Below are 25,751 nucleotides of genomic sequence, written 5' to 3' on the forward strand. Positions count from 1 at the left end.
AAGTGCGTAGCGGTTTTCCGTCCGGAATTGCGCGTCAGGCCGAGCGGCCGTCGAACTCGAAGACTTCGATTGCGGTGAGATCAACATCTTCCAGGCAGTTGACATTGATATAGGCGCTCCGCTCGCCGCTTTCGTTGACGTCCTCGGCGAACGGATGCATGCCGCAGGTGCGGCAGAAGCGATGCGCGATTTGAGCCTTGCCGAAGGTATAGCGGCCGAGGTCGTCGCCCCAGGCGACCAGATTGAGCGTCTCATGCGGCACGGCCCACAACAGCGCGCCCTTGCGCCGGCAGATCGAGCAATTGCAGCGCACGGCCATGCCGAGTTCGCCCTTGACCTCGAACGCCACCTTGCCGCAGTGGCAGCCGCCTTTGTACAGCATCAGCATCTTCCCATCGCTGGCAGGGTGCAAAGGCACGCCTGCCGGTTTATCTCTCGCGCAGGCCCAACATCAGGCCGTGCCTAAAAGACGCTGCAACTTTGCAAGGCCCGACATCAAAAATGCAATCCGTCCGCGACCGTCTTGAAATCATCCTGTCACGTCTTGCCAATCGCGCAGGCGACGAGAAGGTCTATACGAAGCTCTATGCGGAGGCCGCGCTGGCAGCCGCAGACGCGTCCGATGCCCGCCGCAAGGCCGGCGTCAGCCTCGGGCCGCTCGACGGTCGCATCGTTTCGATCAAGGACCTGTTCGACGTCGCCGGCGAGCCGACGAGGGCCGGGTCGCTGATCCGTGCCGGCGCGGCGCCGGCGACGCGGGACGCGGCGATCGTGCGGAGGCTGCGCCAGGCGGGCGCCATCATCCTCGGCAAGACCAACATGACCGAGTTCGCCTTCACCGCGGTCGGCGACAATCTTCACTACGGCACGCCGGGCAATGCCGTCGATGCCAGCCTGATCCCCGGCGGGTCGTCGTCCGGTGCCGGCGTCGCGGTCGGCGAGGGCACGAGCGAAATATCCATCGGGTCGGACACCGGAGGCTCGGTGCGCATCCCGGCCTCGCTGAACGGCGTCGTCGGTTTCAAGCCGACGTCGGGGCGCGTGCCTTTGACCGGCGCCTTTCCGCTGTCGATGACGCTGGATTCGATCGGCCCGCTTGCCCGCAGCGTCGCCGATTGCGCCATCGCCGATGCGATCATGGCGGGAGAAGAGCCGGCAGCGCTTCAGCCGGTTCCACTTGCCGGCCTGCGCATCGGCATTGCGCGTGGCGTGCTGTTCGGCGACACGCAAGCCGAGGTCGCGGCAGCTTTCGAGGGATGCATCGGCAGGATCGGGCAGGCCGGCGCCCGCGCCACCGATTTGTCGATCGACGATCTCGTCGCCGAGATGCGCCTAGCCACCAGGCGCGGGACCATTGCGTCCATGGAAGGCGCCGAAGTGCATGCCGACTGGCTGGCGAGCGGCACGTCGGTGCCGGTCGATCCACACGTCACCGGGCCATTGTCGCGCGCGCTGGCGGTTCCCGCTTCCGCCTATATCCGCACGATCCGCCGTCGCGGCGAGCTTGCGGCGGCCATGGCGGAACGGCTGGCGACAGTCGATGTGCTGGCCTTGCCGACCGTGCCGATGGTCGCACCGTCCATTGCCGCCATGGCCGGCGACGAAGAACTGCGCGACAGGACGGAAGGGCTGCTCTTGCGCAACACGCAGGCCGCCAACCAGTTCGACCTCTGCGCGATCTCGCTGCCGATGCCCGGCACCAAGCTGCCGGCCGGCTTAATGCTGGTGGCGCGTAATGGCCATGATCGCCATCTGCTGGAGATTTCCGCGGCTGTAGAGCGGCTGCTTGGCGAAGGATAACTCAGTATAGCCCACGTGACGAGCAATGCTGACGTTCCTTCATCATCGTTTCTCTTTCGATGGCTCCGGCAACAATCACCTTTTGCACATACTCGTCGCTTGTCAGCGCTTCCGGGCGGCTTTCTATCCTGCCCCGCACGACGACCGAGCCATAGTGGAGCATATCGGAAAGGTAGGGCCGCTCCCGGTCCGCCCGCGGCAATTCACTGGTGTCGATCGACACACCCTTGATGATCTTGCCGTTGGCAAGGTCGAGCGCGCTGTTCGAAGGGCAGGGCGCCTTGAAGCAGCGTAGCCTGTTGTCGCAATAGACGTAGCTGCTTTCAGCCGCCGCGACCGAGGGCATGACGGAAACGGCAACAACCGTGAATGCCAGGCGAACATTCAACATAGCACCAACGTCGCGAACAATTGGGGCGAAACAGCGATGCGCTAGCTTCCGGCCGGAAAGCGCCGGCGGTAGTGCTCGATGACTTCCGGATTGCGCAGATTGACCGGCAGCTTGCCGGCGAGCACCAGCAGGGCCTCGCCGGTGGCGCCGACGCCCATGCGCATCATCGATTCCTCGGTGATGCCGGCTAAATGCGGGGTGACGATGACATTGTCGAAGCCGAAATAGGGATGGTTGGGCGGCAGCGGCTGGGTGGAAAAGACGTCCAAAGCCGCGCCGCCGATGCGGCCCTTTTGCAGGGCTTCGATCAGCGCCTCGTCGTCCACCACCGGGCCGCGCGAGACATTGATCAGCAGGGCGCTGGGCTTCATGCGGGCGATGCGCTCGCGGCTGATCAGGCCGCGGGTTTCCTCCGTCAGCGGGCAGCAGAGCACGATGATGTCGCTTTGCTCGATCAGCGCGTCGATCGACAGGAAGCCGACACGTTCGGGCGCAGGCCGCAGGCTGCGCGTCGTTGCCACGACATTGAGATCGAAGCCGTGCGCGGCAATATGGCCGACGGCCTGGCCGACGGCGCCGAGGCCGACGATGCCGATCGTCTTGCCGGCCAGCTCGCTGGTCGAATTGGCGTGCTCGCGTCCGGCAAGCCAGCCCTTGGCGCGCAGGTCGCGGTCCATCACGCGGAAGCGCCGCGAGAGGGCGAGCGCGGTGAACATCACATGCTCGGCGACCGAGCGGGCATTGACGGCAGGCACGTTCGCGACCAGCACGCCGGCGGCGGTCGCGGCCTCGACCGGGATCATGTCCAGCCCGGCGCCGTGGCGGATCGCGGCGCGCAGGCTGGAAGCACCCGCAAACAGCTCCGGCGGCAGCGGCGCGCGCACGATGACGATGTCGGCGTCGCGAGCCTCCGTGGTCAGCGTCCTGGGATCGAGCGCGGAAGCGATCGCAAGCCGGCCGGCGCCGGCCAGCATGGCCGTGGCGCGTGGGTGCAGCGGATGCGTCGACAGGATCTTGCGCATCAAGGTTCCTTTTTTGGCCGCATTTCCGCGACGCCGAGCGAAAGCGCGTGGCTGCAAAATGCTCAACGGCATTTCACCGTTTCATGGAAACGGCGAACTGCCCTATCTCTCTATTTTCACGCAATTCCGGGCGGAAAACCGTTTCACGCTTTTCCTGGAATTGCTCAAGCTTTCTCGAGCGCCGCGCTTTCCGGCTCCGCCCCGCGACCTTCGATGATCCCCTTCCAGTAACTCTCGGCACCCTGCAAATGGGCGTTCATCAAGGCCTGGGCGAGATTGCCGTCGCGGCGCAGCAGCGACTCGTAGATCTGGATGTGCTCGGCATGCGAGCGCACGCTGCGCTCGGGGTCGTTGAAATAGATCGGCAGGCGCTGCTCGCCCATCAGGTAATAGACGCTGCAGATGTTGTGGAAGACGCTGTTCTTGGTCGCGCGCACGATCTCGAGGTGGAACTCGCGGTCCTCCTTGGCGAGGCCTTCGCCGGCGGCGATGCGCTCTTCGGAGGCTTTCAGGATCTCGCGCAGGCGCTCGAAGTTTTCCTCGGTGGCGCGCGAGCAGGCAAGCTCGGCCGCCTTGATCTCGTGGATCTTGCGCAGCTCGACGGTCTCGTAGATCTGCACCGGATCGAGCGGCAGGCCGGCGCGGGCGAAAAGCGCCAGCGCTTCCACGCTTGCCTGCTTGGTGTCGATATAGATGCCGGACTTGGCGCGCCGCTCCACGATGCGCATGGCTTCGAGGATGGCGAGCGCCTCGCGGATCTGGCCGCGGCTGACGCCGAAATGCTCCGCCAGTTCGCGCTCCGAGGGCGTGCGGCCGGACTCCTTGTCCGAGTTGGCGAAGAGATAGGCGGCAAGTTCCGCGAGAAGGTTCTTTTCTTTCATCGTCAAATACGTTGCGCGTGCGCCTCCAGGAATCGCCCGGAGATGGTGAATCCCAATCCAGGCTTTTCAGGGATCGCTATCATACCGTCCTTCGCTTCGACAGTCTCCTCGACAAGGTCGTGGATCATCGGGTTGGCGCCGAGCGAATATTCGATGATGAAGCTGGCGGGCGAGGCGGCACACACATGCAGCCCGGCAAAGAAGCAGGGCGCGCCGGCCCACAGATGCGGCGCGAAGCGCAGATTGAAGGCGCTGGCGATGGTGCCGATCTTCATCGCCTCGCTGATGCCGCCGCAAAACGCCGGATCCGGCTGGAAGATGTCGGCCGATTTCAGCACCGCCAGGTCGCGGAAGGCGTAACGCGTCGCCTCGCTTTCGCCGGTGGCGATCGGCGTCGAGCCCGAGGCGCGCACTTCGGCCATGCCCGATTTGTCGTCGGCGATCACCGGTTCCTCGAACCAGGCAAGGTCGAGATCGGCGGTGAGCTTGATGAAGCGCTTGGCCTCGGCGACGGTGTAGGTGCCGTGCGCGTCGACCATCAGCTCGACATCCGGCCCGATCGCCTGCCTTGCGGCGCGCACGCGCGCGGCCGAAACATGCGGGGCGCCGTCCATGGCGCCGACGCGCATCTTCAGCGCCTTGAAGCCGCCCTTGGCGATGTAGGATTTCAACTGCTCGCCGATGGCGTCGGCTGAGGCCCAGCCGCCCGAGGCGTAGGCCTGCATACGCTCGACCTTGCGGCCGCCGAGCAACCGCCACACCGGCTGCCCCAGCGACTTGCCGAGGATATCCCAGAGCGCGATGTCGACGGCGCTGATCGCCGCCACGCTCATGCCGCGCCGCGCCAGCTGCGGCATGGCATGGCCGGCATGCGCCGCCGTCTCGTGCCGCACGCCGTTGTAGAGCATTTCCCAGATGATGCCGATGTCGGCCGGATCGCGGCCGATGAGCTGCGGGCCGATCTCGTGGTTGAGCATATGGACGAGCGCGCCATAGCTGCCGGCGCTGCCGGCGGCGTTCTTGCCTTCGCCCCAACCGACGAGGCCGTCGTCGGTCTCGATGCGCAGGATGGCGGCGTCGAAAGTCGTCACCTGACCGAAGTCGCTGCGATGTTGCTTCGCGACTTCGATCGGGATACGGACCCACCAGGCCTGGACGCTTTTGATGCGCATGTTTTCCTTTCGGCCTCCGCCCGCCGGGCGGAGGGATAAGCCTCGATCGGAGGTCTACTTGATCAGCGGCAGCAGCGTTTCGGCGGTGATGCGCATCTGGTCGGTGTAGAATTTCTCCGTGAGCACGCTGGAGCCATGGTCCTGGATGAATTTCAGCTGCTCGGGTGAGATGTCGACCGGATTGCGCTCGACCATCTCCGGATAGGGCGCGGCAGGCGTGCGGTCGACGGGCGCGACGAACTCGTTGGTCAGCGCGCCGTCATAGCCGACTTCCTTCAGCGTGCGCACGATCTTCGGCCAGTCGATCTGGCCGAGGCCGGCGGCGAAGCGGTTGTTGTCGGCGACATGGAAGTCGAACAGGCGCTTTCCGACCTGACGGATCGCGTCGTAGACGTTAAATTCCTCCATATGGATGTGGTAGGCGTCGAGGCAGACGCCGCATTCGGGGCTCACCGCGTCGGCAAGCGCCAGCGCCTGGGCGCCGCGGTTGAAGAGATAGGTCTCGAAACGGTTGAGCGGCTCGACGGCGATCCTGACGCCGACCTTCTTGGCATGCGTGAAGCACTCGCGCGTGGCATCGACCACCCAGCCCCATTCCTCCGCCTCGGTGCCGTCCGGCACGACCTTGCCGACGGTCGCGGGCACCAGCGTGATGATCTCGCCATCGAGCTCGCTCACCATGGTGAGCACGTCCTTGACGTATTGGACGGACCGCTCGCGCTGGCCCTGGTCCTTGGCGGCGAGGTTGCGCTCGCCCAGCATCAGCGTCACCGAGCCCCAGCAGCGGATGCCGTGCTCCTTCAGGAGCGCGCGCGTCTCCTTGGTCTTGTACTGCTCCGGCTCGCCGGAAATCTCGATCGATTCGTAGCCGAATTTCTTGATGCGCTTGAGCGTCACCTCCAGCGGCTCCGCCCGCATCCAATTGTGCGTCGAAAGATGCATGGTCTATCCTTCCCAGAATTCGCCTGTCACATTTACCCCGCGACGCCTCCGATAGGGGCGGCCGCACGATTCCTCCCCAAGGCGTTACCAGCATTTTCCTCGGAACTGGTTCGACCAATTGGGCCTTCCATGACCTCTACAGCAAATTTTCATGCACGGCAAGAAGTGGGGGATGGAAGCCGTTTCGGTTAAGCAATAGACTGATTTTATAAGATAATTTCGCTCGTTTGTTTGGAAGTTCGCCCCATCTTCTCGGTTTTCGGCCGCTTGACCGAATTACGGGATTTGGTAATACCAGAATGGCGCAACGCATAGACGCCGACAGTATTGACCAAACAGGCTGGCCCTCACTTCAATCGGCGCTATGCTTGGTCGCGAAAACAATGAGGGAGGATGCCGATGCCGACGACGATGAAGGGTCCCGGCCTGTTTCTGGCGCAGTTCGCGGGCGATGCCGCACCGTTCAATTCCCTGGCTTCGATCACCAAATGGGCGGCCGGCCTGGGCTACAAGGGCGTGCAGATCCCGACCTGGGACGGACGCCTGTTCGACCTCAAGAAAGCGGCGTCGTCGAAGGCCTATTGCGACGAGGTGAAAGGCATCTGCGCCGATGCCGGCGTCGAGATCACGGAACTGTCGACGCATCTGCAGGGCCAGTTGGTCGCCGTTCATCCGGCCTATGACGCGCAGTTCGACGGCTTCGCGCCGGCCGAGGTGCACAACAACCCGAAGGCACGTCAGAAATGGGCGGTCGAGCAGATGAAGTTCGGCGCCAAGGCATCGCGCAATTTCGGGCTCAAGGCCTCGGTGACCTTCAGCGGCGCGCTCGCTTTCCCCTACCTCTATCCGTGGCCGCAGCGGCCGCCGGGCCTGATCGAGGAAGCCTTTGCCGAACTCGGCAAACGCTGGAAGCCGATCCTCGACGTCTATGACGAGAACGGCGTCGACGTCGGCTACGAAATCCATCCGGGCGAGGACGTGTTCGACGGCGCCACCTTCGAGATGTTCCTCGACGCGGTCGGCGGGCACAAGCGCTGCAACATCAACTACGACCCGTCGCATTTCCTGCTGCAGCAGCTCGACTATCTCGAATTTATCGACATCTACCACGAGCGGATCAAGGCGTTCCACGTCAAGGACGCCGAGTTCAACCCAACCGGGCGGCAAGGCGTCTATTCCGGCTACCAGGGCTGGGTGAACCGGGCGGGCCGCTTCCGTTCGCTGGGAGATGGCCAGGTCGATTTCAGCGGCATCTTCTCCAAGCTCACCCAGTACAATTACGATTCCTGGGCGGTGCTGGAGTGGGAATGCTGCCTGAAGCATCCCGAGGACGGGGCGGCCGAAGGCGCGCCCTTCATCCAGCACCACATCATCCGGGTGACCGAGAAGGCGTTCGATGATTTCGCCGGCGGCACGAGCGACAAGAAGCTGCTGCGGGCGATGATGGGGATTTAGCTCGCGAACTTCCCTTGAGGAGGTTCGCCGACTGGTCGGGTGGGGTTGAATCGCAAGCCGCAGCGAACTCTTATAATCCCACCGTGACGCTATGCGTCGACCTTCCCCGCGAAGGGGAGGGTGAGGAGTCAAAGAGAGAGGACAATAAATGGTCGGCGCATCGAAGACGGAAGCAAGAGGCGGCCCGATCCGCTACGGCATGGTCGGCGGCGGGCAGGGCGCCTTCATCGGCGCGGTGCATCGCATCGCGGCGCGCATGGACAATGATTTCGTGCTGGTGGCCGGAGCGCTTTCGTCGAATCCGGAACGGGCAAAGGCCTCGGCCGAGGAACTCGGGCTCGATCCGGCGCGCAGCTACGGCTCCTATGCCGAGATGGCGAAGGCCGAAGCCAGGCGTCCCGACGGCATCGAGGCGGTGGCGATCGTCACGCCCAACAATGTGCACGTGCCGGCGGCCAGGGCCTTCCTCGAGGCCGGCATCCATGTCATCTGCGACAAGCCGCTGGCAACCTCGTTGGCCGAGGCGAAGAAGCTGGCCGCCCTTGTCGAGAAGACCGGCAAGGTGTTCGTGCTCACGCACAACTACACCGCCTATCCGATGATCCGGCAGGCGCGCGAGATGGTGGCCAAGGGCCAGCTCGGCGACATCCGCATCGTGCAGTCGGAATATCCGCAGGACTGGCTGACCGAGGACCTCGCCGCCACCGGCCAGAAGCAGGCCTCATGGCGCTCCGATCCCAAGCAGGCGGGCGCCGGCGGCGCGCTCGGCGACATCGGCACCCATGCCTATAATCTTGCACGCTTCGTCTCCGGGCTGGAGCTGGATACGCTCTCGGCCGATCTCGACGCCTTCGTGCCGGGCCGCCAGCTCGACGACAATGTCAACGTCATGCTGCGCTTCAAGCCGGTCGGCAAGACGCATCCGGCCAAGGGCATGATCTGGGCGAGCCAGGTGGCGCCGGGTCATGAGAACGGGCTGAAGCTGCGCATCTATGGCTCCAAGGGTGGGCTGGAATGGGTGCAGGCCGACCCCAACTATCTCTGGTACACGCCGTTCGGGCAGCCCAAGCAACTGCTCACCCGGGCCGGCGCCGGCGCGATGCCGGTCGCGGCGCGCGTCAGCCGCGTGCCGTCCGGCCATCCGGAGGGCTATCTCGAAGGTTTCGCCAACATCTACCAGGAGGCAGCCCGCGCTATCCGCGCGGCGCGCAGGAAGGGCGGCAAGCCGGCCAAGGATGTGGTCTTCCCGACGATCGCCGACGGCGTCGAAGGCATGGCGTTCATCGAGGCCTGCGTGAAGTCGTCGAAGAAGAACGGGGCGTGGACGAAATTGTAGTCGCGTCGGTCGGCGAGCGGGAGATCCCCCTCACCCGGATTGCCCCGAATTGCAAGAGCAATTCGGGGCAATCCGACCTCTCCCCGAGGGGAGAGGAGGCGCTGGCGTCAGCGCTAAGTCTCTTCTCCCCTCGGGGAGAAGGTGGCCGCGAAGCGGCCGGATGAGGGGGAGTGTGCGGCGTAGCCCGGAGTTGGCCGGCCGTCAGAGGGAGGGGGTGTCGATGAAGATCGGCATGTGCATGTTCTTGTGGACGACCAGCGTCTCGAAGAAGCACGAGGCGCTGCTGAAGGACATCAAGGCGACCGGCTTCGACGGCGTCGAGATACCGGTCTTCGTCGGGGCACCCGACGACTACAGGAGGCTCGGCGAGATGCTCGACCGCATCGGCCTGGAGCGCACCGCGGTCTCGGCCATGGGCGATCCGGCGATGAACCTGATCTCGCCGGACGCCGCGACGCGCAAGGCCGGCATCGACTACATGAAATGGGCTATCGACTGCAGCGCAGCCCTCGGTGCCGACACCCTCAGCGGGCCGCTGCATTCGACGCTCGGCGCCTTCTCCGGCAGCGGGCCGACAGCGGCCGAGAAGAAGCGCTCGGTCGCCTCGCAGCGCGCCATCGGCGACCATGCCGGCAAGAAGGGCGTGACCGTCGGGCTCGAAGCGCTCAACCGCTTTGAATGCTACCTCGTCAACACTATGGCCGACCTGTCGGAACACATTGACGCGATCGACCGGCCGCATATCAAGGCGATGTACGACACCTTTCATGCCAATATCGAGGAGGCCGACCCGATCGGCGCCTATACGAAGCATCGCCGCAATGTCGTCCACATTCATATTTCGGAGAACGACCGTGGCGTGCCGGGGCGCGGCAACATCCCGTGGAAGGAGACTTTTTCGGCCATCCGCAAAAGCGGCTATGACGACTGGCTGACCATCGAGGCGTTTGGACGCTCGCTGAAGGATCTGGCTGCTGCGACGAAGGTGTGGCGCGACTTTGCCGAGAGCCCGGAGGCGGTTTATCGCGAGGGATACAAGCATATCAGGGATGGGTGGAGGAAGGCGGCTTAAGCTCCTCCCTCGTCATCCTCGGGTCTGCGCCGCGTCGCTTCGCTCCTTGCTCCGCCCGTGGACGACGAAGCGCGCGGGTGGCCACCGGCAGTGATGGCGTCCGTTACCCCCGCTCGGCCTGCAGCCTGTTGTAATCATGCAGCGTGCGGCTCAGCCTTCGGCGCAGGAAGTTCGAGATGTTGTCGAAGATGAAGACGACGAGCAGCGTCAACAGCACCATGTAGAAGACGTTGGCCCAGTTCGAATTGGTGCGCATCGCTTCCCATAGTTTCAGGCCGATGCCGCCGGCGCCGACGGCGCCGATGATGGTGGCGCCGCGGGTGTTGGATTCCCACTGGTAGAGCGTCTGGCTGATGAAGACCGGCACCACTTCCGGCAGCACGCCGTAGCGCTGCACCAAAATGCCGTTGGCGCCGGTCGAGAGCACGCCTTCGCGCGGCTTGTCGTCGATGTTCTCGAGCGCCTCGGAATAGGTTTTGCCCAATGTGCCGATCTCGGTGAAAAAGATCGCCGCACTTCCGGCCAGCGGGCCGGGGCCGAAGGCGCGGGTGAAGAACAGCGCCCAGATCAGCATGTCGACCGAGCGCATGAAATCGAAGAAGCGTTTCAGCACCTGGCTCAGCACGCCGCTCGGCGTGATGTTGCGGGCGGCGAAGAAGGCGAGCGGGAAGGCGACGATGCCGCCGAGCAGCGTGCCGAGGAACGCCATGACGATGGTCTGCAGGAGTTTCGTCCAAACATCGCCATGCTGCCACTGCGCATTGTTCCAGACGTTGTCGGCGGCCAGAGCGAGGTTCGACGTACCCGGCTGAAGCTCCGGGCCGGAGAGGATCAGCGAGATGACCTCACCGGCCGGTTTGCCGAAGAAGGGCGAGCGCGTGTCGAAGACGAAATTCGCCCAGCCGAGGAAGCGCTTGCGCACCTTGACGCGGTCGACGGTGACGCGCACCTCGCCGGCAAAGCCCATCTTGGCGACAATCTCGTCGTCATGGACGGTCACCCAGTCGGGCACCGGACCTGCGACCACCGGCTTGCCGCTTGTCAGCGATATCGGCATGGTCACGCCATTGGCCGTGATCGCCGCCCTGGTCTTGTCGAAGGTGACGGATTTCGCGTCGCCGTCGATCCGGACCGTGAAGGTGCCGTCGGGGTTCTTGATCACCCAGTCGGGATTTGGATTTTCGCCGAGCGCCGAGAAGCGCGGATATTTCGGCGTGATCTCAGGCTGGTCGAGCCGGAATTCCGGCTGCAGGTCATAGCTGATCCACTGCGACAGGAAGAGCGGCAGGCGCTCCCAATGCGACTCGCGCAGCACCTGCGGCAGGCTGAAGAACCACAAGGCATAGGCGAGATAGAGTACCGTGCCGGCGATCAGCAGCAGCGGCCAGAAGCGCTTATAGGCCGGCCTCAGAAACACTTGCGGGTGGCGGTCCTCGATGGCCTTGATTTCATCGACGGTCATCGCAGCCATATCAGGCGCTCATCAGGAAGGCTTGTTCACCAACCAGCTTGCGGCGCAGCCAGGCGGAGAACTGGTCGACGAGGAAGATGGTGATGAAGAGCAGGAGCACCAGCGCCAGCGTTTTGGCGCCGAAGCCGCGCGAGATGGAGAGCTTCAGCTCTTCGCCGATGCCGCCGCCGCCGACCGCGCCCATGATGGTCGAGATGCGCACGTTAATCTCGATCCTGAGCAGCGTATAGGACATGAAGTTGGGCAGAACCTGCGGCAGGTCGGCGAAGCGCACGCGCTCGAACCAGTTGGCGCCGACGGCGCGCAGGCCCTCCTCCGGGCGCATGTCGATGTTCTCGTTGATCTCGTAGAACAGCTTGCCCAGCGCGCCGATCGAATGCAGGCCGATGGCGATGATGGCGGCGACCGGGCCGATCGAGACGATGGCCGCGAACAGGCCGGCAATGACGATCTCGGGGAAGGCGCGCAGCAGTTCCATGAAGCGCTTGACGACGAGCCGCAGGATCGGGTTCGGCGTCAGGTTGCGCGCGGCGATGAAGGAGAAGGGAACGGCGAAGACGAAGCCGATGAAGGTCGAGACCAGCGCCACGTTCACCGTGGTCAGCATCAGTTCGAAATATTCGGGGATGTAGAAGCCGCCCCAGACATAGACGCGGCCGAGCGGGAAGTTGAATTCCTGCGTGCCCTTGTCGTTGGGCGAGGCGATGTCGAACAGCGCCCGCCAGACGTCGTTCCAGTCCTTCGGGACCAGCCAGCTCAGGAAGTCGAGGATATGCGGCAGCCGGTCGAAGAAGTGGCCGGCATTGGCCTCGTCGGCGAACCACATGGTCGCGAACATGGCGACAAGCAGCAGGCCGACGCCAAGCGCGGTGTAGAAGCGGCGCAGCGAGGTCTGGCGCCGCCAGGCGTCGGCCTGCTGGCGGGTGGCGTCGGAATGGAGTGTCGCTGATGTCATGATCGGGACATGCAAAAAGGGCGGCGCCGCCGCATCGGCCCGAAAATCGAAATTCGATTTTCGGAAAGTCCGATACGGCAACCCAAAGTGCCAAAGCGTACTTTGTGCGTCCAAGTGGACGCACGTCGCTTTGGTGGCGCCGCCCTTTTTCCTGATGCCTTCAGCCGCCGATAGCGGCTTTGCGGGCTTCGACGATGACGTTGTAGAATTCCGGCTTCACCGGAACATAGCCGGTGAAGTCGCCACCCTCGACGCCTTCGAAGCAGGCCTTGTCCTTGGCCGGCAGGGCGGTGAAGAAAGCGGTAAGCTTGGCGGTCATGTCGTCGCCCAGCGCGGTGCGCACGACCAGCGGGCCGTTCGGGATCAGGCCCGAGCGCCACACTTCGACGAAGTCGTTCGGGTCGACGGCGCCCTTGGAGACTTCCTTGTGGAAGGTGCCGGAGGTGTAGCCGTTCTTGAAGTCGCCGATGCCGGAGGAATCGTCCACCGCCACGTCGACCTTGCCGTCGCGCACGGCCAGCACGTTGTTCTCGTGGCCGCCGTTGAACTGGGTCGAGGCAAAGTAGGTCTCGTTGGAAGCGCCGGTGTCCTTCGGAATCTGGGTCAGCGGGATCAGGTAGCCGGAGGTCGAGTCCGGATCGGCATAGCCGAGCTTCTTGCCCTTGGCCGACTTGATGTCGGTGATGCCGGAGGACTTCAGCGCCAGGCCGATCGAATAATAACCGGTCGAGCCGTCGGTCTGCTGGGTGGTGAGGATCGGGGTGACGGCCTTCGGGTCCTTGATATAGACACTGGCGTAGCCGGACGCGCCGAGTTCGGCGAAGTCGAGCGTGCCGCCGAGCAGGCCCTGGATGACGCCGTCATAGTCGGCGGCCGGGAACAGCGACACCTTCTCGAAGCCGAATTCCGTCTTCAGGTGGTCGGCGAGGCACTGGTAGTTGCGCAGGCGGTCGGTCTCGTTCTCGCCACCGAGGATGCCGACGCGGAATTCCTTGACGTCAGCTGCGTGCGCGGCGCTTGCCGCCATGGCGAGCAGCGAAACCGCCCCAAAAACCATCTTCCTGAACATTTCGATCTCTCTCCTGTTGTTCCGGCTGCGCGCCGGCGGCGTTCTGATTTTTTCAAGTCTTGCCGTTGACGCTGGCGGGCGATCCGGGTTGCTCTGCTGAAGTCCACGATGCCCGGGCCGGCTGCGGCCGGGCGGTGGAGTCAGTAGCCAGGAAAGGCTGGTTCGAGCGGTCCGGCGGATGCGGTGATCTTCGGCTTGATGGTCACGCTGGTCGACGTGATGGCCTCGGAGATTTCGGCACCGCTGGCATCGGCGCCGTAGACCGTGCGCACGGCGTCGCGGTCGAGGTCTTCCGGGGCGCCGTCGAAGACGACCTTGCCGGCAGCCATGCCGATGATGCGGTTGCAATAGGCGCGCGCGGTGTCGAGCGTGTGCAGGTTGGTGACGACGGTGATGCCTTCGCGCAAATTGATGTCGCGCAGCGAGTCCATCACCACCTTGGCGTTGAGCGGGTCGAGCGAGGCGATCGGCTCGTCGGCCAGAAGCACTTTCGGCTGCTGCATCATGGCGCGGGCGATCGCGACGCGCTGCTGCTGGCCGCCGGACAGGGTGCCGGCCGGCTGCAGCGCGGTGCGGGCGATGTCGAGGCGCTCGAGCGCGGCGACCGCCTCGGCGCATTCGGTGCGCGTGAACATGCCGAGCAGGTTGGAAACCGTCGAACGATGGTTGAGGCGGCCGAGCAGGACGTTGGTCAAGACGTCGAGGCGCGGCACGAGGTTGAATTGCTGGAAGATCATGGCGCAGTCGCGCTGCCAGCGGCGCAGCGGCGAGCCCTGCAGTCTGGAGACCTCGGCGCCGTCAAAAAAAATCGACCCCTGGCTGGGATCGATGAGACGGTTGATCATGCGCAAAAGCGTCGACTTGCCGGCGCCGGAACGGCCGATGACACCGACCATCTGGCCGCGCGGGATCGAAATGTTGATGTCGCTGACAGCGGTGTTCTTGCCAAATCGTCGGGTTACGCCGCGGATCTCAAGCGTGGCCGATGATGCTGACATACCAAAACTCCAGTCCGTCGCGCTTTTGCAGGTCTGTTAACCTTCGCTAGCGCAGGCCGATGAAGCTGGGGTGTCGGATTGATGTCAGTTTTGTTACGAGTCACAGGCCATCCTTGTTCATGCATGTCGTTATCCCGAAACCGGGCCCATTTTCGGGAGACATGCATCAGAGATTCAACCAACCACCAGCAATTCCTCGAAATGCTTCATGTCGCTGAAACTGCAGAATGCCGGCGGCCTGAGCTCGATCACCGGGGCCTCGCGCTCGAGGAACGACAGACAGTCATCGAACAGGTCCTGCCATGCCGCGGCACGCTCGTCGGCAAGGCGGCGGATCTGGTAGGCGAAGGTGATGTGGAAGGCATAAGTCTCGTGGTCCGGATGGCTATAGCCGAACGGCACGGATAGCGCATCGCGCCAGGCTTTCAGGATCTGGCTGTCTTCCGCGGTGGCGCCGGCAACGGTCAGACCGGTCGGCACGACTTCGACAATTTTCACCTTGAAGCGGCCGTGGCCTTCGAAGCCTTGCAGGCGTTCGAGATAGAGGCGGGTCATGTCGTCGATGCCGGTGTCGAGCGGCACGTCCGATGGCCAGTAGGGGAGGCGGCGCCGGTATTCGATGATGCCCTGGAACAGCGTCATGTGCAGGCTGGAGATCGGCGTGAAGGCGAGGCGATCCGCATCGGGCATGGCCAGCATGCGCTCGCGCACCTCGATGACAGCGGCTTCGGAAGGTGAGCCTTTGACCAGATGGCTGACAACCGTGTTGCCGGGTTCGAGGAGGAAGTTGCCCGACGCGTCATAACGAGTGCCGAGATGTGTGGGCGGCGTCGGGTTCGTGCCTTCGAAAAATCCGGCGAGCGAAGGTCTGATTGTGTCGAGCATGGCGATCTCCCGGGGAAGAAGACCTCCTGTCCGAGTCCTGTGTCAGATGTGTGAAAGGAGGTCGCTCAACCGCCATGTTTCTCGAGAAATGCCTCGGCCTCCAGCTCCCGGAAATCGTCCAGCGCGGCGCGCAGCTTCGCGTGGTCCCAATCCCACCAGGCTAAAGCCTGGTAGCGCTCGGCGGTGCGGCGGTCGAAACGCTCGCGGATCGGCTTTGCCGGCACGCCGCCAACGATGGTGTAGGGCGCGACGTCCTTCGACACCACGGCGCCCGCGCCGACCGCCGCGCCGTCGCCGACGGTGACGCCGGGCAGGATGGTCGAGCCGTGGCCGAGCCAGGTATCGTGGCCGATGGTGACGCGGCTGGCGCGGCGCTGCGCGAAAAACGCGCTTTCATGCTCGGCATCGTCCCAATAGTCGGACGCGCGGTAGGTGAAGTGATGCAGCGTCGGCCGCCATGTCGGATGATTGGTGGCGTTGAGGCGGACGCTTGCCGCGATGTTGGAGAACTTGCCGATGGTCGCGCACCACACGGCGCAATCCTGCATCATGTAGGAGTAATCGCCGAGCTCGCATTCGGCGACGCGGCTGCGCTCGGCGATCTCGGTCCAACGGCCGAGCGTCGAGTTTTCGACCTGCGCCGTCGGATGGATCAGCGGCGTCTCCGAAAGCTTCATGCGGCGATCTTTCCGGCGGCGAACGCGGTGACGTCGATGACGCGATCGGCCACCGCGTCGCGCACGTCGAGGTCGTGGAAGATGCCGAGCAAGGCAACGCCCGCCACCTTCTTGGCGGCGATGAGCTCGACCACGACATCGCGATTCTTCGCGTCGAGCGAGGCGGTCGGCTCGTCGAGCAAAAGGATCGGATGCTCGGTGATGAAGCCGCGCGCGATGTTGACGCGCTGCTGCTCGCCGCCCGAAAAGGTCGCGGGCGGCAGGGCCCAGAGCTTTTCCGGCAGGTTGAGCTGCTGGAGAAGGGAACGGGCCTTCGCCCGCGCGCTATCCCGATCCTCGCCGCGCTCGACCAGTGGTTCGGCGACCACATCGAGCGCCGAGACGCGCGGCACGGTGCGCAGGAACTGGCTGACATAACCTATGGTGTGGCGGCGCACGGAAAGCACGGTGCGCGGGCTGGCGGAGGCGAGGTCGATCAAGCCGCCGCCATGCTGGACGATGATCTGGCCTTCATCGACGGCGTAGTTGCCGTAGAGCATCTTCAGGATCGAGCTTTTTCCCGCACCGGAAGGGCCGCCGAGCACGGCGCATTCGCCGGCGCGGATCGAGAAGGAGACGCCCGCCACCACCGGCAGCGTGACGCCGTCGCGCAGATGCATGGTGAAGCTCTTGGCGACATCGGAAACGACGAGAGGCGTAGCCATCATCACACCTGCAGGATCGAAGAAACGAGCAACTGGGTATAAGGCGCGCGCGGATCGTCGAGCACGCGGTCGGTGAGGCCGCTTTCGACCACGCGGCCGTCCTTCATCACCATCATGCGCTGCGACAGGAGCCGCGCCACGGCGAGGTCGTGGGTGACGACGATCGCGGCCAGCCCGAGGTCGGTGACCAGCCCGCGCAACAGATCGAGCAGTCGCGCCTGCACCGATACGTCGAGGCCGCCGGTCGGCTCGTCCATGAAGACGAGCCGCGGGCCGGTCACCAGGTTGCGGGCGATCTGCAGGCGCTGGCGCATGCCGCCGGAAAAGGCGCGCGGCTCGTCGTCGATGCGGTCCTCGTCGATCTCGACGCGCGACAGCCAATCGACGGCGGTGGCGCGGATCTTGCCATAGTGGCGATCGCCGACCGCCATCAGCCTTTCGCCGACATTGGCGCCGGCCGACACCGTCATGCGCAGCCCGTCGGCCGGGTTCTGATGGACGAAACCCCAGTCGGTGCGCATCAGGAAGCGGCGCTCGGTCTCGCTCATCCGGTAGAGCTCGCGCCACTGGCCGTCGCGCATGCGGTAGCTCGCGGTGCCGGAGGAGGGCAGCAGCCTGGTCGACAGGCAGTTGAGCAGCGTCGTCTTGCCGGAGCCGGACTCGCCGACCACCGCCAGGACCTCGCCTGGCCAAAGGTCGAAAGTGACGTTCTCGCAGCCGACGCGCGAGCCGTAGAATTTGGACAGCGCGGAGACGCGCAGCAGCGGTTCGTCGGTCATTCTGCCGGCTCCGTTTTCCCAGAGGCAAGATTGGTTTCGGCGGCGAGGTGGCCGTGATGGCCATCTTCGCGCCGCTTCTCGCAATGGTCGGTGTCCGAGCAGACGAACATGTGGCCGCCATGGTCGTCGAGGATGACCTCGTCGAGATAGACATTCTCGGCGCCGCAGAGCGCGCAGGGCTGGTCGAAGGTCTGGACCTCGAAGGGATGATCCTCGAAGTCGAGGCTGACGACGTCGGTGAAGGGCGGTACCGCGTAGATGCGCTTCTCACGGCCGGCGCCGAACAGCTGCAAAGCCGGCGAGCGATGCATCTTTGGATTATCGAATTTCGGCGTCGGCGAGGGGTCCATCACATAGCGGCCCTCGACCTTGACCGGATAGGCATAGGTGGTGGCGATGCGGCCGTGCCTGGCGATGTCCTCGTAGAGCTTCACATGCATGAGGCCGTATTCCTCCAGCGCATGCATCTTTCGTGTCTCGGTCTCGCGCGGCTCGAGGAAGCGCAGCGGCTCGGGGATCGGCACCTGGAAGACCAGCACCTGGCCCGCGTTGAGCGGATGCTCGGGGATGCGGTGCCTGGTCTGGATGATGGTCGCCGTCGCGGTTTCGGTGGTCACGGCGACGTTGGCGACCTTCTTGAAGAAGGCGCGGATCGAGACGGCGTTTGTGGTGTCGTCGGCGCCCTGGTCGATGACTTTCAGCACGTCATCCGGGCCGATGATCGAGGCGGTGACCTGGACGCCGCCGGTGCCCCAGCCATAGGGCATCGGCATCTCGCGCGAGGCGAAAGGCACCTGGTAGCCGGGAATGGCGATGCCCTTCAGGATGGCGCGGCGGATCATCCTTTTGGTCTGCTCGTCGAGATAGGCGAAGTTGTAGGTGGCGATGTCGGTCATGGCGATCACGTCCGCTCTGTGGTAAGGATTTGACGCTCAAGACGCGGGAGCAGATCCACATGGATTCTACCGGTTGGATGCATCTTGGCGTGCTGTTGCTGGTCTTCGCCGGCGTTGCGGCTTTCGCGCTGCGGAAGATGTTTCTCCCGGCGCCAAAGGATCCTCCGCACGGCGAGACCGTTGCCGGCGTCAGTGGCTCCGGCTCCGGCGGCGGTTCCTTCGATGGCGGCGGCGGACATTCCGGTAGCGGTCATTAAGCTCATTCCGCCGCCTCCCGCTTTTCCTCGGCGGCCTTGTCCTCGTTTTCGCGAGCTTCATATTCGGCGCGCATGCGGCGAACCAGGCCGAGTTCGGCCTGGAAGTCGACATAATGCGGCAGCTTCAGATGCTCGACGAAGCCGGTCGCCTGGACATTGTCGGAATGCGAGATGACGAACTCCTCGTCCTGCGCGGCGGCGACGATATCCTCGCCGAGCTCGCCGGCGCGCAGCGCCCGGTCGCACAGCGCCATGGCCATCGCCTTGCGCTCGCTCTGGCCGAAGACCAGGCCGTAGCCGCGGGTGAACTGCGGCGGCGCCTTGGCCGAGCCCTTGAACTGGTTGACCATCTGGCATTCGGTGGCGCGGATGGAGCCGAGCGGCACGGCGAAAGGCAGCTCCGGCACGTCCAGCTCCAGCTCGACCTCGCCGATGCGCACCTCGCCGACGAAGGGGTGGTTGCGGGCGTAGCCGCGCTGCGTCGAATAGCCGAGCGCCAGCAGGAAGCCTTCGTCACCGCGCGACAGCGCCTGCAGGCGGATGTCGCGCGCCATCGGGAATTGCAGCGGCTCGCGCGTTATGTCGCCGGGCACATGGTCAAGCGGCATCTCGCCGTCGGCCTCGATCAGGCCTTCATGGGCAAGGATCGCGGAGACGCGCGGCATGGCTTCGGCTTCGGCCGGACGCTGCGCCGGTGTGTCGACCTCGGCGCCGGCGGCAAGCTCGGGATCGAGCAGGCGGTGGGTATAGTCGAAGGTTGGACCCAGCACCTGTCCGCCGGGCAGGTCCTTGTAGGTGGCCGACACGCGCCGCTCGATTTGCATGGCGCCGGTATCGACCGGATTGGTGTAGCCGAAGCGCGGCAGCGTGGTGCGGTAGGCTCGCACCAGGAAGATCGCCTCGATCATGTCGCCGCGCGCCTGGACGACGGCCAGTGCCGCCAGCTCGCGGTCATAGAGCGAACCTTCGCTCATCACGCGGTCGACGCCGAGCGCCAGCTGCTCGACGATCTGGTCGAGGCGCAGCGCCGGCACCGAGCGATCGCCGCGGCGGCGATCGGCAAGCAGGCGATGCGCATTGGCAATGGCGGCCTCGCCGCCCTTTACCGCGACATACATGTCATGCCTCCATCGACTTGATGCGGGTGGTGCGCGGCAGGCAGGCGAGGCTGCCGGGCGCCGCCAGGATGATGTCGACGCCACGCGGGAAACGCTGGTTGTTCTGCTTCCACTGCTCGACGAAATGGCGCGGCATGCCGGTCGGCGCGATCATCGCCGTCTTCTCGATGCCGGGGCCTTCGAGCAGCAGCGTCGGGCCGGAGCCGAGATCGCCGGTGAGCAGGATCAGCGTCGTCGAGCGGTCGGGATATTCCTGCGTGCCTTGCGCAAAACCGTCGAGCGCCGGCATCTCCTTCGGATTGGCGATCAGGGCGAAATGCGCGTCCGTGGGCGTGTTGGCCAAAGGCGCGCCGGTGTGGAAGCCGAGCCAGGCCTTGACCGAAGCTTCCGCCTGCAGTGCCTGATCGAGCCAGACCGGCGTGTCGTTGTCGCAGAGCGCCAGCGCCACGGCGCCGGCCGTCGCCGACAGCGGCGCCGGCGGGCGCGCGAGCTGCGGCAGGGCCTGGACGGAGCCAGGGCGCGCCATCGCGTCCATGATGGCGCGGAACACGACTTGCGCGTTGAAGACCGGCTCGGTGAAGCCGCCATCGATCGATTGCGTGGCGATGTTCATCAGTCCTCTCCGCGCACCATGGTGAAGAAATCCACTTTCGTGGCCGCCGTCTCGACACGCCGGGTCTCGCGCGCCGCATCGAGCGCCGCACGCAAGGGTGCGGCCAGCTTCGTCTCGACCGCTTCGCGATGCGCCGGGTCCTGCCAGAGCGCGTCGGCGATCGCCGCGAGCCTGGCCTTGCCCTTGTCGCGGCCGAGCGCATAGGAATGGCCGACCTGTCCGGACGGCAGCCGCACCGTGGCGCGGGTGACGGTCGCCTCGCCGACATTGAAGGGCGCGCCGCCGCCGCCGATCCGCCCGCGCACCGTCACCAATCCGGTCTCCGGGCCGCGCAGAAGCTCGGCCTCGGAAGGCAGGCCCGACTCGTTCCAGAGACGGGCGATCTCATCGGCCGCGGCATGCGCCAGCGTCGCCATCAAGGCCTTTCGCCCGGCCTGCTCGCGCGCTTCCTGTCCTCGCATGGCATCGCTCCCTGCATCCATAAAATTTGTCTATTGATATAGACAACTATACAAATTATACTTACCTCCTACCCAGAGTCCATGACGGGTGGATGACAGGCGCGGAAATTGCCCGGGCTGGCGAAGAAATGGGGGGATCGATGGCTGGATTGGCGAGCAGCATCGAAAGGCGCAACGGCGTGTCGCTGTGGCGGCAGATCGCCGACAAGATATTGCAGGGGATCGCGGGCGGCGATTTCGCCGAGAATGCAGCGCTGCCGCCGGAAATGGCGCTGGCCGAGCGCTACGGCGTCAACCGCCATACGGTGCGCAGCGCCATTGCCGCGCTTGTGCAGGATGGCGTGCTGAGGGCCGAGCAGGGGCGCGGCACCTTCGTCTTGTCGCGCAAACGGCTCTCCTATCCCATCGGCGCGCGCACGCGCTTCTCGACGGGGCTGCAGGGGCAGACGAGCGAACGGCACATCGCGCTGCTGTCATCCGCGACGGAACCGGCCAGCCGGCGCATCGCCGAGGCGCTGGGCCTTGCCAAGGGAGCAGCCGTCATCCGCCTGGAGACGCGCGGCGAGGCCGACGGACACCCGGTATCGCGCGCGACGACCTGGTTCGACGCCAAGCGTTTCGCCGGCATCGAGGCGGCAATGGCCGAAACGGGATCGATCACCGCCTCGCTCAAGCGTTTCGGCATCAACGATTATCTGCGGCAATCGACAGTGCTGTCGGCACGCCATGCCGATGCCGACGACCTTGTGGCGATGGAGTTGCAGCCTGGCGCCATCGTGCTGGTCACCGTCGCCGTCAACGTCACGCTCGATGGTGAGCCGATCCAGTTCGCGGAGTCGCGTTTTCCGGCGGAGCGGGTGGAGCTGAGGCTCTCAGCTGGCGATTAGGTCTTCGGCATCGTCATCTTCGGACGATAACCCCAGAGGTCGTCATCCACGGGCGGAGCGACGCGAAGCGGAGCGCAGACCCGAGGATGACGAGACGACAAAGGTTTCGGCTAACCGCAAAGGCATGCGCTCTGCCAAATCCCCGCACCGTCACTACCGAATGTTTGCGTCAGAAGAGCCGTGTCCTACCCCACCTCGATGACAGCCTTGATCAGCCCCGACTTCTCATGCGTCCATCTGGCGAGATCGCGCGGCGTTGCGGCGAGCGTGGTGCGATGGGTGACGAGCTTGCCCAATGGCACGGCGCCGTTGCGGATCGAGGCCGCGACATGCTCGAAATCGGCCTTCAGCGCGTTGCGGCTGCCGACCAGCGTCATCTCGCGCTTGTGGAATTCGGGGTCTGAGAAGGTGATGTCGTCCTTGACGACGCTGACAAGCACCAGCGTGCCGCCATGCGCGACGTGGGCGAAGGCCGATTGAACCGACGCCGTGTTGCCGGTCGCGTCGAACACGAGGTCGAACCCTTCGCCGCCGGTCGCCCGGCTCACCAGGTCGGCGGCTGTCGCCTTCGAGCTGTCCAGCGGGGCGAAGCCGAGTTCCTTTTCGGCGAAGCCGAGACGCTCGGCGCTCATGTCGAGCAGGCTGACATCCAGTCCGGCGATGCGCGCGAAGATCGCCGTGCCGAGGCCGATCGGTCCGGCGCCGATGACCAGCGTTCGCGCACCGGGCGCGCCAAGCGAGCGGCGCACCGCATGCGCGCCGATGGCAAGGAATTCCACCGCCGCGGCGTCGGCCAGCGACAGGCCGTTTGCCGGATAAAGGTTCTGCGCCGGAACCAGGACTTCCTCGCACATGGCGCCGTCGCGGTGGACGCCCAGCACCTCGATCTTCATGCAGCAATTCGGCTTGCCGTGCCGGCAGGCGATGCATTTGCCGCATGAAAGATAGGGGTTGATGACGACCGGTTCGCCGACGGCGAGATCGACGCCTTCGCCCTTCTCGACGATAATGCCGGAAACCTCGTGGCCCATGACGCGCGGATAGGCGAGGAAAGGATGCTTACCTTCGAAGATGTGGTAGTCGGTGCCGCAGATGCCGACATGGCTGACCGCGACGCGCGCCCAGCCGGGCGGCGGCGCGCCAGGCGCGGCGCGGTCTTCAAGGACAAGGTCGCCGGGCGAGCGGCAAACGACGGCTTTCATTGAACAGATCCAGCAAAAAAGGGCGCCGGCCTCGGTCTGGCCGGGCCGGCGCGTTAGTTTCAGGGAGAAGTCATTTGCCCCGGCGGCGCAGGCCGTCGAAGTAGACGATGACGATGATCAGTGCTCCGGTGATGACGCGCTGCCAGAAGGTGTTGACGTTGAGCAGGTTGGCGCCGTTGTTGATCGTCGAAAGGATGAAGGAGCCGATCAGCGGCCCATGCACGGAACCGATGGCGCCGAACAGCGAGGTGCCGCCGATGACCGACGAGGCGATGGCCTGAAGCTCGTATGTGTCGCCCTGTGTCGGGTTGCCGATGCCGATGCGCGAAGCGAGCAACACGCCGACGAAGGCAGCCAGCAGGCCGGACAGGACATAGGCCATGTAAATGGTGCGCGGCACGTTGACGCCCGACAGGCGCGCCGCCTCCGCATTGGAGCCTACCGAGAAAAGATAGCGGCCCCAACGCGTGTGATGCAGGAAGATATAGGACGGCACAGCGACCAGGATCACCATCCAGAACAGGTAGGGGATGCCGGCCAGCGAGCCGCGCGAGAACGCCTGGAACGGATCGCTGTTGATCGAGATCGAGTTGCCGTTGGTCATGAGCAAGCCGATGCCGCGCAGCGACGTCATCGTGGCAAGCGTGATGATGAAAGGCGGCAGGCCCATCTTGACGATGCCGAAGCCATGGAACAGGCCGATGGCGACGCCGACGAGCAAGGTAACGAACACGGCGGCCCAGATCGGCCAGCCTGCATTGATGAGCAGGGCGACGATGACCGTGGTGAAGCCGACGATGGCGCCGACCGAAAGGTCGATGCCGCCGGTGATGATGACGAAGGTCTGGCCGACGGCCAGGATGGCGATCAGCGAGCCCTGGCGCAAAAGATTGGTGATGTTGAGCGCCGTGGCGAAGGACGGCGTGGCGAAAGCCAGCACGATCCACATCAGGAGCAGAAGGCCAAGCAGGGTCAGGCCGAAGAGCGCGTTGAAATTGCGCTTGGGTTTTTCGGCGGGGATCGCCTCGGTGCTCATTTTTGTCCTCCCGACTTTTCTTGTTTCTCGGCCAGAGCCTGACCCAAAATGTCCTCGTGGCTCGCGGTGCGGAACCCATGCGTGGCGACCAGCTTGCCGCGCCGGAACACGTGCAGCGTGTCGGCAAGCTCGTAGACTTCCGGCAGATAGGACGAGATCAGGATGATGCCGGCGCCCTTGGACAACAACGTCGAGAAAAGGCGGTAGATCTCGGCCTTGGTGCCGACATCGACGCCCACCGTGGGCTCGTCGAAGATGAACAGTTTGGCGCCATGCGCCAGCCATTTGCCGATGACGATCTTCTGCTGGTTGCCGCCCGACAGGCTGGAGGCGAGCGCATTGCGCGTCGGCGTCTTGATGCGCAGGTCGGCGATCTGCCGATCGGCTTCCACCTTCTCCTTGGCACCGGAGATCAGCAGGTTGCTCGAGATGCGCTTGTAGATCGGCAGGTTGAGGTTCATGCCGACCGGCAGGTTGAGGCACAGGCCCTGGTCGCGGCGGCTTTCCGGCGCCAGCGCCATGCCGAGCCTTATAGCATCGTGCTCGGAATTGACCTGGACCTCCTTGCCTTGCCAAAAAATCTGGCCGGCAGACTTTTTGTGGCGGCCGTAGAGCGTGGTGACGAACTCGCTGCGGCCGGCGCCGATCAGGCCGTAGAGGCCGATGATCTCGCCGGCGCGAACGGTCACCGAGACGTTCTCGAAGCCTTTGCCCGAGAGCTTCTTCGTCTCGACGATCGTGGCGCCGGGGGTGAAATGCTCCTTGTGGTAGATCTGCTCGATCGAGCGGTTGATCATCAGCTTGACCAGCTCGGGCTCGTTGGTCTCGGCGATGTTGCGGGTGCCGACCAAAGTGCCGTCGCGCAGCACGGAGACACGGTCGGCGAGCTCGAACACCTCCTCCATGCGGTGGCTGATATAGATGATGGTGACGCCTTCGCCCTTCAGCCGGCGGACCAGCTTGAAGAGCTGGTCGGCTTCCTTGCGGGTGAGGTAGGCGGTCGGTTCGTCGAAGATCAGGAATTTCGTGCCGCGCACGGTGGCGCGGGCGGCGGCGATCAGCTGCTGCTGGCCGATGGTGAGGTCGCCGAGCACGACATGCGCCGGCAGGTCGAAGCCCAGCCCGTCGATGATCTTCTGCGCTTCCTTGACCATGGCGCGCTGCTGCAGCAGGCCGAAGCGGGACTCTTCCTCGCCGAGGAACATGTTGGCGGCCACGGTGAGGTGGCGGCACAGCACCACCTCCTGGTGGACGGCGTTGATGCCCAGCGCCATCGCCTCGTACGGGGTGGCCAAAGCCGCCGGCTTGCCTTCCCAGATGACCTCACCTGAGGTGCGCGGCATGACGCCGGTCAGAAGCTTGATGAGGGTCGACTTGCCGGCGCCGTTCTCGCCGACGATGGCGTGGATCTCGCCCGCCTTGAAGGCAAGGTGCACGGGCTTCAGCGCATGCGTGCCGGGATAGCGCTTTTCCAGCCCGTTGAGCTCGAGGATCGTCCTGCCTGGCTGCAGCGTTGGGGCGGGGTGCAGGTCCTGCGCCGTCGACGTCATGACAATCCTCCCAGATTGGTCTCAACCATTGGGTACGCAGCGATGCGTCTGGCGCGCATCTTGAAGTCGGAGCCTAAATCAGCCCGGCGAATTTCGAAATCGCCTGATGGATGTTTCCGGGG

27 protein-coding genes are annotated in these 25,751 nt (G+C 64.7%); 6 read left to right on the top strand and 21 right to left on the bottom strand.

The window, feature by feature from the left end; translation table 11 throughout:
- Positions 1-34: 34 nt before the first annotated feature.
- Positions 35-382, bottom strand: coding sequence for a GFA family protein (locus LB572_RS14200; protein WP_224668149.1), 348 nt, complete (start codon positions 380-382; stop codon positions 35-37).
- Positions 383-501: 119 nt separating this feature from the next.
- Between LB572_RS14200 and LB572_RS14205 the strand changes: the two genes are divergently transcribed.
- Positions 502-1,800 carry an amidase gene (locus LB572_RS14205; protein ID WP_224668150.1) on the top strand — a complete coding sequence of 433 codons (1,299 nt, stop codon included), beginning with the start codon at positions 502-504 and terminating at the stop codon, positions 1,798-1,800.
- Position 1,801: 1 nt separating this feature from the next.
- On the opposite strand, the gene LB572_RS14210 is transcribed toward LB572_RS14205, so the two are convergent.
- The 5 genes from LB572_RS14210 to LB572_RS14230 all read right to left on the bottom strand — a co-directional run bounded on the left by LB572_RS14210 (position 1,802) and on the right by LB572_RS14230 (position 6,208).
- The gene (locus LB572_RS14210; protein ID WP_224668151.1) at positions 1,802-2,191 is read right to left on the bottom strand and encodes a hypothetical protein; all 390 of its coding nucleotides are present in this window, start codon (positions 2,189-2,191) and stop codon (positions 1,802-1,804) included.
- A gap of 41 nt (positions 2,192-2,232) precedes the next feature.
- Positions 2,233-3,213, bottom strand: a complete 981-nt coding sequence (locus LB572_RS14215; protein WP_224668152.1) for a hydroxyacid dehydrogenase — start codon at positions 3,211-3,213, stop codon at positions 2,233-2,235.
- 164 nt (positions 3,214-3,377) lie between these two features.
- Entirely contained in the window at positions 3,378-4,094 is a 717-nt protein-coding gene (locus LB572_RS14220; protein WP_224668153.1) for a FadR/GntR family transcriptional regulator, read from the bottom strand.
- 2 nt (positions 4,095-4,096) lie between these two features.
- Positions 4,097-5,266, bottom strand: a complete 1,170-nt coding sequence (locus LB572_RS14225; RefSeq protein WP_224668154.1) for a mandelate racemase/muconate lactonizing enzyme family protein — start codon at positions 5,264-5,266, stop codon at positions 4,097-4,099.
- A gap of 54 nt (positions 5,267-5,320) precedes the next feature.
- Positions 5,321-6,208 carry a sugar phosphate isomerase/epimerase family protein gene (locus LB572_RS14230; protein ID WP_140644632.1) on the bottom strand — a complete coding sequence of 296 codons (888 nt, stop codon included), beginning with the start codon at positions 6,206-6,208 and terminating at the stop codon, positions 5,321-5,323.
- A 399-nt stretch (positions 6,209-6,607) separates the two neighbouring features.
- Here LB572_RS14230 and LB572_RS14235 point away from each other — a divergent pair, with 399 nt between their 5' ends.
- From LB572_RS14235 to LB572_RS14245, 3 genes are all read left to right on the top strand, one after another.
- Positions 6,608-7,663, top strand: coding sequence for a sugar phosphate isomerase/epimerase family protein (locus LB572_RS14235; protein ID WP_224668155.1), 1,056 nt, complete (start codon positions 6,608-6,610; stop codon positions 7,661-7,663).
- A 148-nt stretch (positions 7,664-7,811) separates the two neighbouring features.
- The gene (locus LB572_RS14240) at positions 7,812-8,999 is read left to right on the top strand and encodes a Gfo/Idh/MocA family protein (RefSeq protein ID WP_224668156.1); all 1,188 of its coding nucleotides are present in this window, start codon (positions 7,812-7,814) and stop codon (positions 8,997-8,999) included.
- Between the two features lie 220 nt (positions 9,000-9,219).
- Positions 9,220-10,071, top strand: a complete 852-nt coding sequence (locus LB572_RS14245) for a sugar phosphate isomerase/epimerase family protein (RefSeq protein WP_140803371.1) — start codon at positions 9,220-9,222, stop codon at positions 10,069-10,071.
- Positions 10,072-10,174: 103 nt separating this feature from the next.
- Here LB572_RS14245 and phnE (LB572_RS14250) read toward each other — a convergent pair whose 3' ends face one another.
- The 9 genes from phnE (LB572_RS14250) to LB572_RS14290 all read right to left on the bottom strand — a co-directional run bounded on the left by phnE (LB572_RS14250) (position 10,175) and on the right by LB572_RS14290 (position 18,505).
- Positions 10,175-11,542, bottom strand: a complete 1,368-nt coding sequence (gene phnE, locus LB572_RS14250) for a phosphonate ABC transporter, permease protein PhnE (protein WP_224668157.1) — start codon at positions 11,540-11,542, stop codon at positions 10,175-10,177.
- Between the two features lies 1 nt (position 11,543).
- Positions 11,544-12,497: a phosphonate ABC transporter, permease protein PhnE gene (gene phnE / locus LB572_RS14255; protein WP_140803369.1), complete on the bottom strand. Its 954-nt coding sequence runs from the start codon at positions 12,495-12,497 to the stop codon at positions 11,544-11,546.
- 160 nt (positions 12,498-12,657) lie between these two features.
- Complete coding sequence (phnD, locus tag LB572_RS14260; protein ID WP_140803368.1) at positions 12,658-13,566, bottom strand: phosphonate ABC transporter substrate-binding protein; 909 nt, start codon at positions 13,564-13,566, stop codon at positions 12,658-12,660.
- Between the two features lie 140 nt (positions 13,567-13,706).
- On the bottom strand, positions 13,707-14,564 hold the full coding sequence (phnC, locus tag LB572_RS14265; protein WP_140803367.1) for a phosphonate ABC transporter ATP-binding protein: 858 nt from the start codon (positions 14,562-14,564) through the stop codon (positions 13,707-13,709).
- A gap of 174 nt (positions 14,565-14,738) precedes the next feature.
- On the bottom strand, positions 14,739-15,449 hold the full coding sequence (locus LB572_RS14270; protein ID WP_224668158.1) for a DUF1868 domain-containing protein: 711 nt from the start codon (positions 15,447-15,449) through the stop codon (positions 14,739-14,741).
- 65 nt (positions 15,450-15,514) lie between these two features.
- Positions 15,515-16,126 (bottom strand): DapH/DapD/GlmU-related protein, encoded by a 612-nt coding sequence (locus LB572_RS14275; protein ID WP_224668159.1) that lies wholly within the window; start codon positions 16,124-16,126, stop codon positions 15,515-15,517.
- Positions 16,123-16,830 (bottom strand): phosphonate C-P lyase system protein PhnL, encoded by a 708-nt coding sequence (gene phnL / locus LB572_RS14280; protein ID WP_224668160.1) that lies wholly within the window; start codon positions 16,828-16,830, stop codon positions 16,123-16,125. Before phnL ends, LB572_RS14275 begins: the two co-directional genes overlap by 4 nt.
- A gap of 2 nt (positions 16,831-16,832) precedes the next feature.
- Positions 16,833-17,609 carry a phosphonate C-P lyase system protein PhnK gene (phnK, locus tag LB572_RS14285; protein ID WP_224668161.1) on the bottom strand — a complete coding sequence of 259 codons (777 nt, stop codon included), beginning with the start codon at positions 17,607-17,609 and terminating at the stop codon, positions 16,833-16,835.
- Positions 17,606-18,505, bottom strand: coding sequence for an alpha-D-ribose 1-methylphosphonate 5-phosphate C-P-lyase PhnJ (locus LB572_RS14290; RefSeq protein ID WP_224668162.1), 900 nt, complete (start codon positions 18,503-18,505; stop codon positions 17,606-17,608). Before LB572_RS14290 ends, phnK begins: the two co-directional genes overlap by 4 nt.
- A gap of 59 nt (positions 18,506-18,564) precedes the next feature.
- Between LB572_RS14290 and LB572_RS14295 the strand changes: the two genes are divergently transcribed.
- Positions 18,565-18,762 carry a hypothetical protein gene (locus LB572_RS14295; protein ID WP_140803362.1) on the top strand — a complete coding sequence of 66 codons (198 nt, stop codon included), beginning with the start codon at positions 18,565-18,567 and terminating at the stop codon, positions 18,760-18,762.
- Positions 18,763-18,764: 2 nt separating this feature from the next.
- Here LB572_RS14295 and LB572_RS14300 read toward each other — a convergent pair whose 3' ends face one another.
- The 3 genes from LB572_RS14300 to phnG are packed head-to-tail and all read right to left on the bottom strand — an operon-like array spanning position 18,765 to position 20,954.
- Positions 18,765-19,880, bottom strand: coding sequence for a carbon-phosphorus lyase complex subunit PhnI (locus LB572_RS14300; RefSeq protein WP_224668163.1), 1,116 nt, complete (start codon positions 19,878-19,880; stop codon positions 18,765-18,767).
- Position 19,881: 1 nt separating this feature from the next.
- Positions 19,882-20,493: a phosphonate C-P lyase system protein PhnH gene (gene phnH / locus LB572_RS14305; protein ID WP_224668164.1), complete on the bottom strand. Its 612-nt coding sequence runs from the start codon at positions 20,491-20,493 to the stop codon at positions 19,882-19,884.
- Complete coding sequence (phnG, locus tag LB572_RS14310; RefSeq protein WP_140803359.1) at positions 20,493-20,954, bottom strand: phosphonate C-P lyase system protein PhnG; 462 nt, start codon at positions 20,952-20,954, stop codon at positions 20,493-20,495. Before phnG ends, phnH begins: the two co-directional genes overlap by 1 nt.
- 140 nt (positions 20,955-21,094) lie before the next feature.
- Between phnG and phnF the strand changes: the two genes are divergently transcribed.
- Positions 21,095-21,841 (top strand): phosphonate metabolism transcriptional regulator PhnF, encoded by a 747-nt coding sequence (phnF, locus tag LB572_RS14315; protein WP_224668165.1) that lies wholly within the window; start codon positions 21,095-21,097, stop codon positions 21,839-21,841.
- Positions 21,842-22,026: 185 nt separating this feature from the next.
- Here the strand turns inward: phnF and LB572_RS14320 are convergent, their stop codons facing one another.
- The 3 genes from LB572_RS14320 to LB572_RS14330 form a co-directional block, all read right to left on the bottom strand.
- Positions 22,027-23,043 (bottom strand): zinc-binding alcohol dehydrogenase family protein, encoded by a 1,017-nt coding sequence (locus tag LB572_RS14320; protein ID WP_224668166.1) that lies wholly within the window; start codon positions 23,041-23,043, stop codon positions 22,027-22,029.
- Between the two features lie 70 nt (positions 23,044-23,113).
- Positions 23,114-24,079: an ABC transporter permease gene (locus LB572_RS14325; RefSeq protein ID WP_140803356.1), complete on the bottom strand. Its 966-nt coding sequence runs from the start codon at positions 24,077-24,079 to the stop codon at positions 23,114-23,116.
- Positions 24,076-25,629 (bottom strand): sugar ABC transporter ATP-binding protein, encoded by a 1,554-nt coding sequence (locus LB572_RS14330; protein WP_224668167.1) that lies wholly within the window; start codon positions 25,627-25,629, stop codon positions 24,076-24,078. The genes LB572_RS14325 and LB572_RS14330 overlap by 4 nt, the downstream gene beginning before the upstream one ends.
- Positions 25,630-25,751 lie beyond the last annotated feature (122 nt).

Source organism: Mesorhizobium sp. BH1-1-5 (assembly GCF_020165615.1).
GTDB lineage: Bacteria > Pseudomonadota > Alphaproteobacteria > Rhizobiales > Rhizobiaceae > Mesorhizobium.

What these genes read in the sequence shown, in the direction of transcription:
- LB572_RS14200 (WP_224668149.1), bottom strand. Translation starts at nt 382, where the DNA reads ATGCTGTACAAAGGCGGCTGCCACTGCGGCAAGGTGGCGTTCGAGGTC.
- LB572_RS14205 (WP_224668150.1), top strand. Translation starts at nt 502, where the DNA reads ATGCAATCCGTCCGCGACCGTCTTGAAATCATCCTGTCACGTCTTGCC.
- LB572_RS14210 (WP_224668151.1), bottom strand. Translation starts at nt 2,191, where the DNA reads ATGTTGAATGTTCGCCTGGCATTCACGGTTGTTGCCGTTTCCGTCATG.
- LB572_RS14215 (WP_224668152.1), bottom strand. Translation starts at nt 3,213, where the DNA reads ATGCGCAAGATCCTGTCGACGCATCCGCTGCACCCACGCGCCACGGCC.
- LB572_RS14220 (WP_224668153.1), bottom strand. Translation starts at nt 4,094, where the DNA reads ATGAAAGAAAAGAACCTTCTCGCGGAACTTGCCGCCTATCTCTTCGCC.
- LB572_RS14225 (WP_224668154.1), bottom strand. Translation starts at nt 5,266, where the DNA reads ATGCGCATCAAAAGCGTCCAGGCCTGGTGGGTCCGTATCCCGATCGAA.
- LB572_RS14230 (WP_140644632.1), bottom strand. Translation starts at nt 6,208, where the DNA reads ATGCATCTTTCGACGCACAATTGGATGCGGGCGGAGCCGCTGGAGGTG.
- LB572_RS14235 (WP_224668155.1), top strand. Translation starts at nt 6,608, where the DNA reads ATGCCGACGACGATGAAGGGTCCCGGCCTGTTTCTGGCGCAGTTCGCG.
- LB572_RS14240 (WP_224668156.1), top strand. Translation starts at nt 7,812, where the DNA reads ATGGTCGGCGCATCGAAGACGGAAGCAAGAGGCGGCCCGATCCGCTAC.
- LB572_RS14245 (WP_140803371.1), top strand. Translation starts at nt 9,220, where the DNA reads ATGAAGATCGGCATGTGCATGTTCTTGTGGACGACCAGCGTCTCGAAG.
- phnE (WP_224668157.1), bottom strand. Translation starts at nt 11,542, where the DNA reads ATGGCTGCGATGACCGTCGATGAAATCAAGGCCATCGAGGACCGCCAC.
- phnE (WP_140803369.1), bottom strand. Translation starts at nt 12,497, where the DNA reads ATGACATCAGCGACACTCCATTCCGACGCCACCCGCCAGCAGGCCGAC.
- phnD (WP_140803368.1), bottom strand. Translation starts at nt 13,566, where the DNA reads ATGTTCAGGAAGATGGTTTTTGGGGCGGTTTCGCTGCTCGCCATGGCG.
- phnC (WP_140803367.1), bottom strand. Translation starts at nt 14,564, where the DNA reads ATGTCAGCATCATCGGCCACGCTTGAGATCCGCGGCGTAACCCGACGA.
- LB572_RS14270 (WP_224668158.1), bottom strand. Translation starts at nt 15,449, where the DNA reads ATGCTCGACACAATCAGACCTTCGCTCGCCGGATTTTTCGAAGGCACG.
- LB572_RS14275 (WP_224668159.1), bottom strand. Translation starts at nt 16,126, where the DNA reads ATGAAGCTTTCGGAGACGCCGCTGATCCATCCGACGGCGCAGGTCGAA.
- phnL (WP_224668160.1), bottom strand. Translation starts at nt 16,830, where the DNA reads ATGGCTACGCCTCTCGTCGTTTCCGATGTCGCCAAGAGCTTCACCATG.
- phnK (WP_224668161.1), bottom strand. Translation starts at nt 17,609, where the DNA reads ATGACCGACGAACCGCTGCTGCGCGTCTCCGCGCTGTCCAAATTCTAC.
- LB572_RS14290 (WP_224668162.1), bottom strand. Translation starts at nt 18,505, where the DNA reads ATGACCGACATCGCCACCTACAACTTCGCCTATCTCGACGAGCAGACC.
- LB572_RS14295 (WP_140803362.1), top strand. Translation starts at nt 18,565, where the DNA reads ATGGATTCTACCGGTTGGATGCATCTTGGCGTGCTGTTGCTGGTCTTC.
- LB572_RS14300 (WP_224668163.1), bottom strand. Translation starts at nt 19,880, where the DNA reads ATGTATGTCGCGGTAAAGGGCGGCGAGGCCGCCATTGCCAATGCGCAT.
- phnH (WP_224668164.1), bottom strand. Translation starts at nt 20,493, where the DNA reads ATGAACATCGCCACGCAATCGATCGATGGCGGCTTCACCGAGCCGGTC.
- phnG (WP_140803359.1), bottom strand. Translation starts at nt 20,954, where the DNA reads ATGCGAGGACAGGAAGCGCGCGAGCAGGCCGGGCGAAAGGCCTTGATG.
- phnF (WP_224668165.1), top strand. Translation starts at nt 21,095, where the DNA reads ATGGCTGGATTGGCGAGCAGCATCGAAAGGCGCAACGGCGTGTCGCTG.
- LB572_RS14320 (WP_224668166.1), bottom strand. Translation starts at nt 23,043, where the DNA reads ATGAAAGCCGTCGTTTGCCGCTCGCCCGGCGACCTTGTCCTTGAAGAC.
- LB572_RS14325 (WP_140803356.1), bottom strand. Translation starts at nt 24,079, where the DNA reads ATGAGCACCGAGGCGATCCCCGCCGAAAAACCCAAGCGCAATTTCAAC.
- LB572_RS14330 (WP_224668167.1), bottom strand. Translation starts at nt 25,629, where the DNA reads ATGACGTCGACGGCGCAGGACCTGCACCCCGCCCCAACGCTGCAGCCA.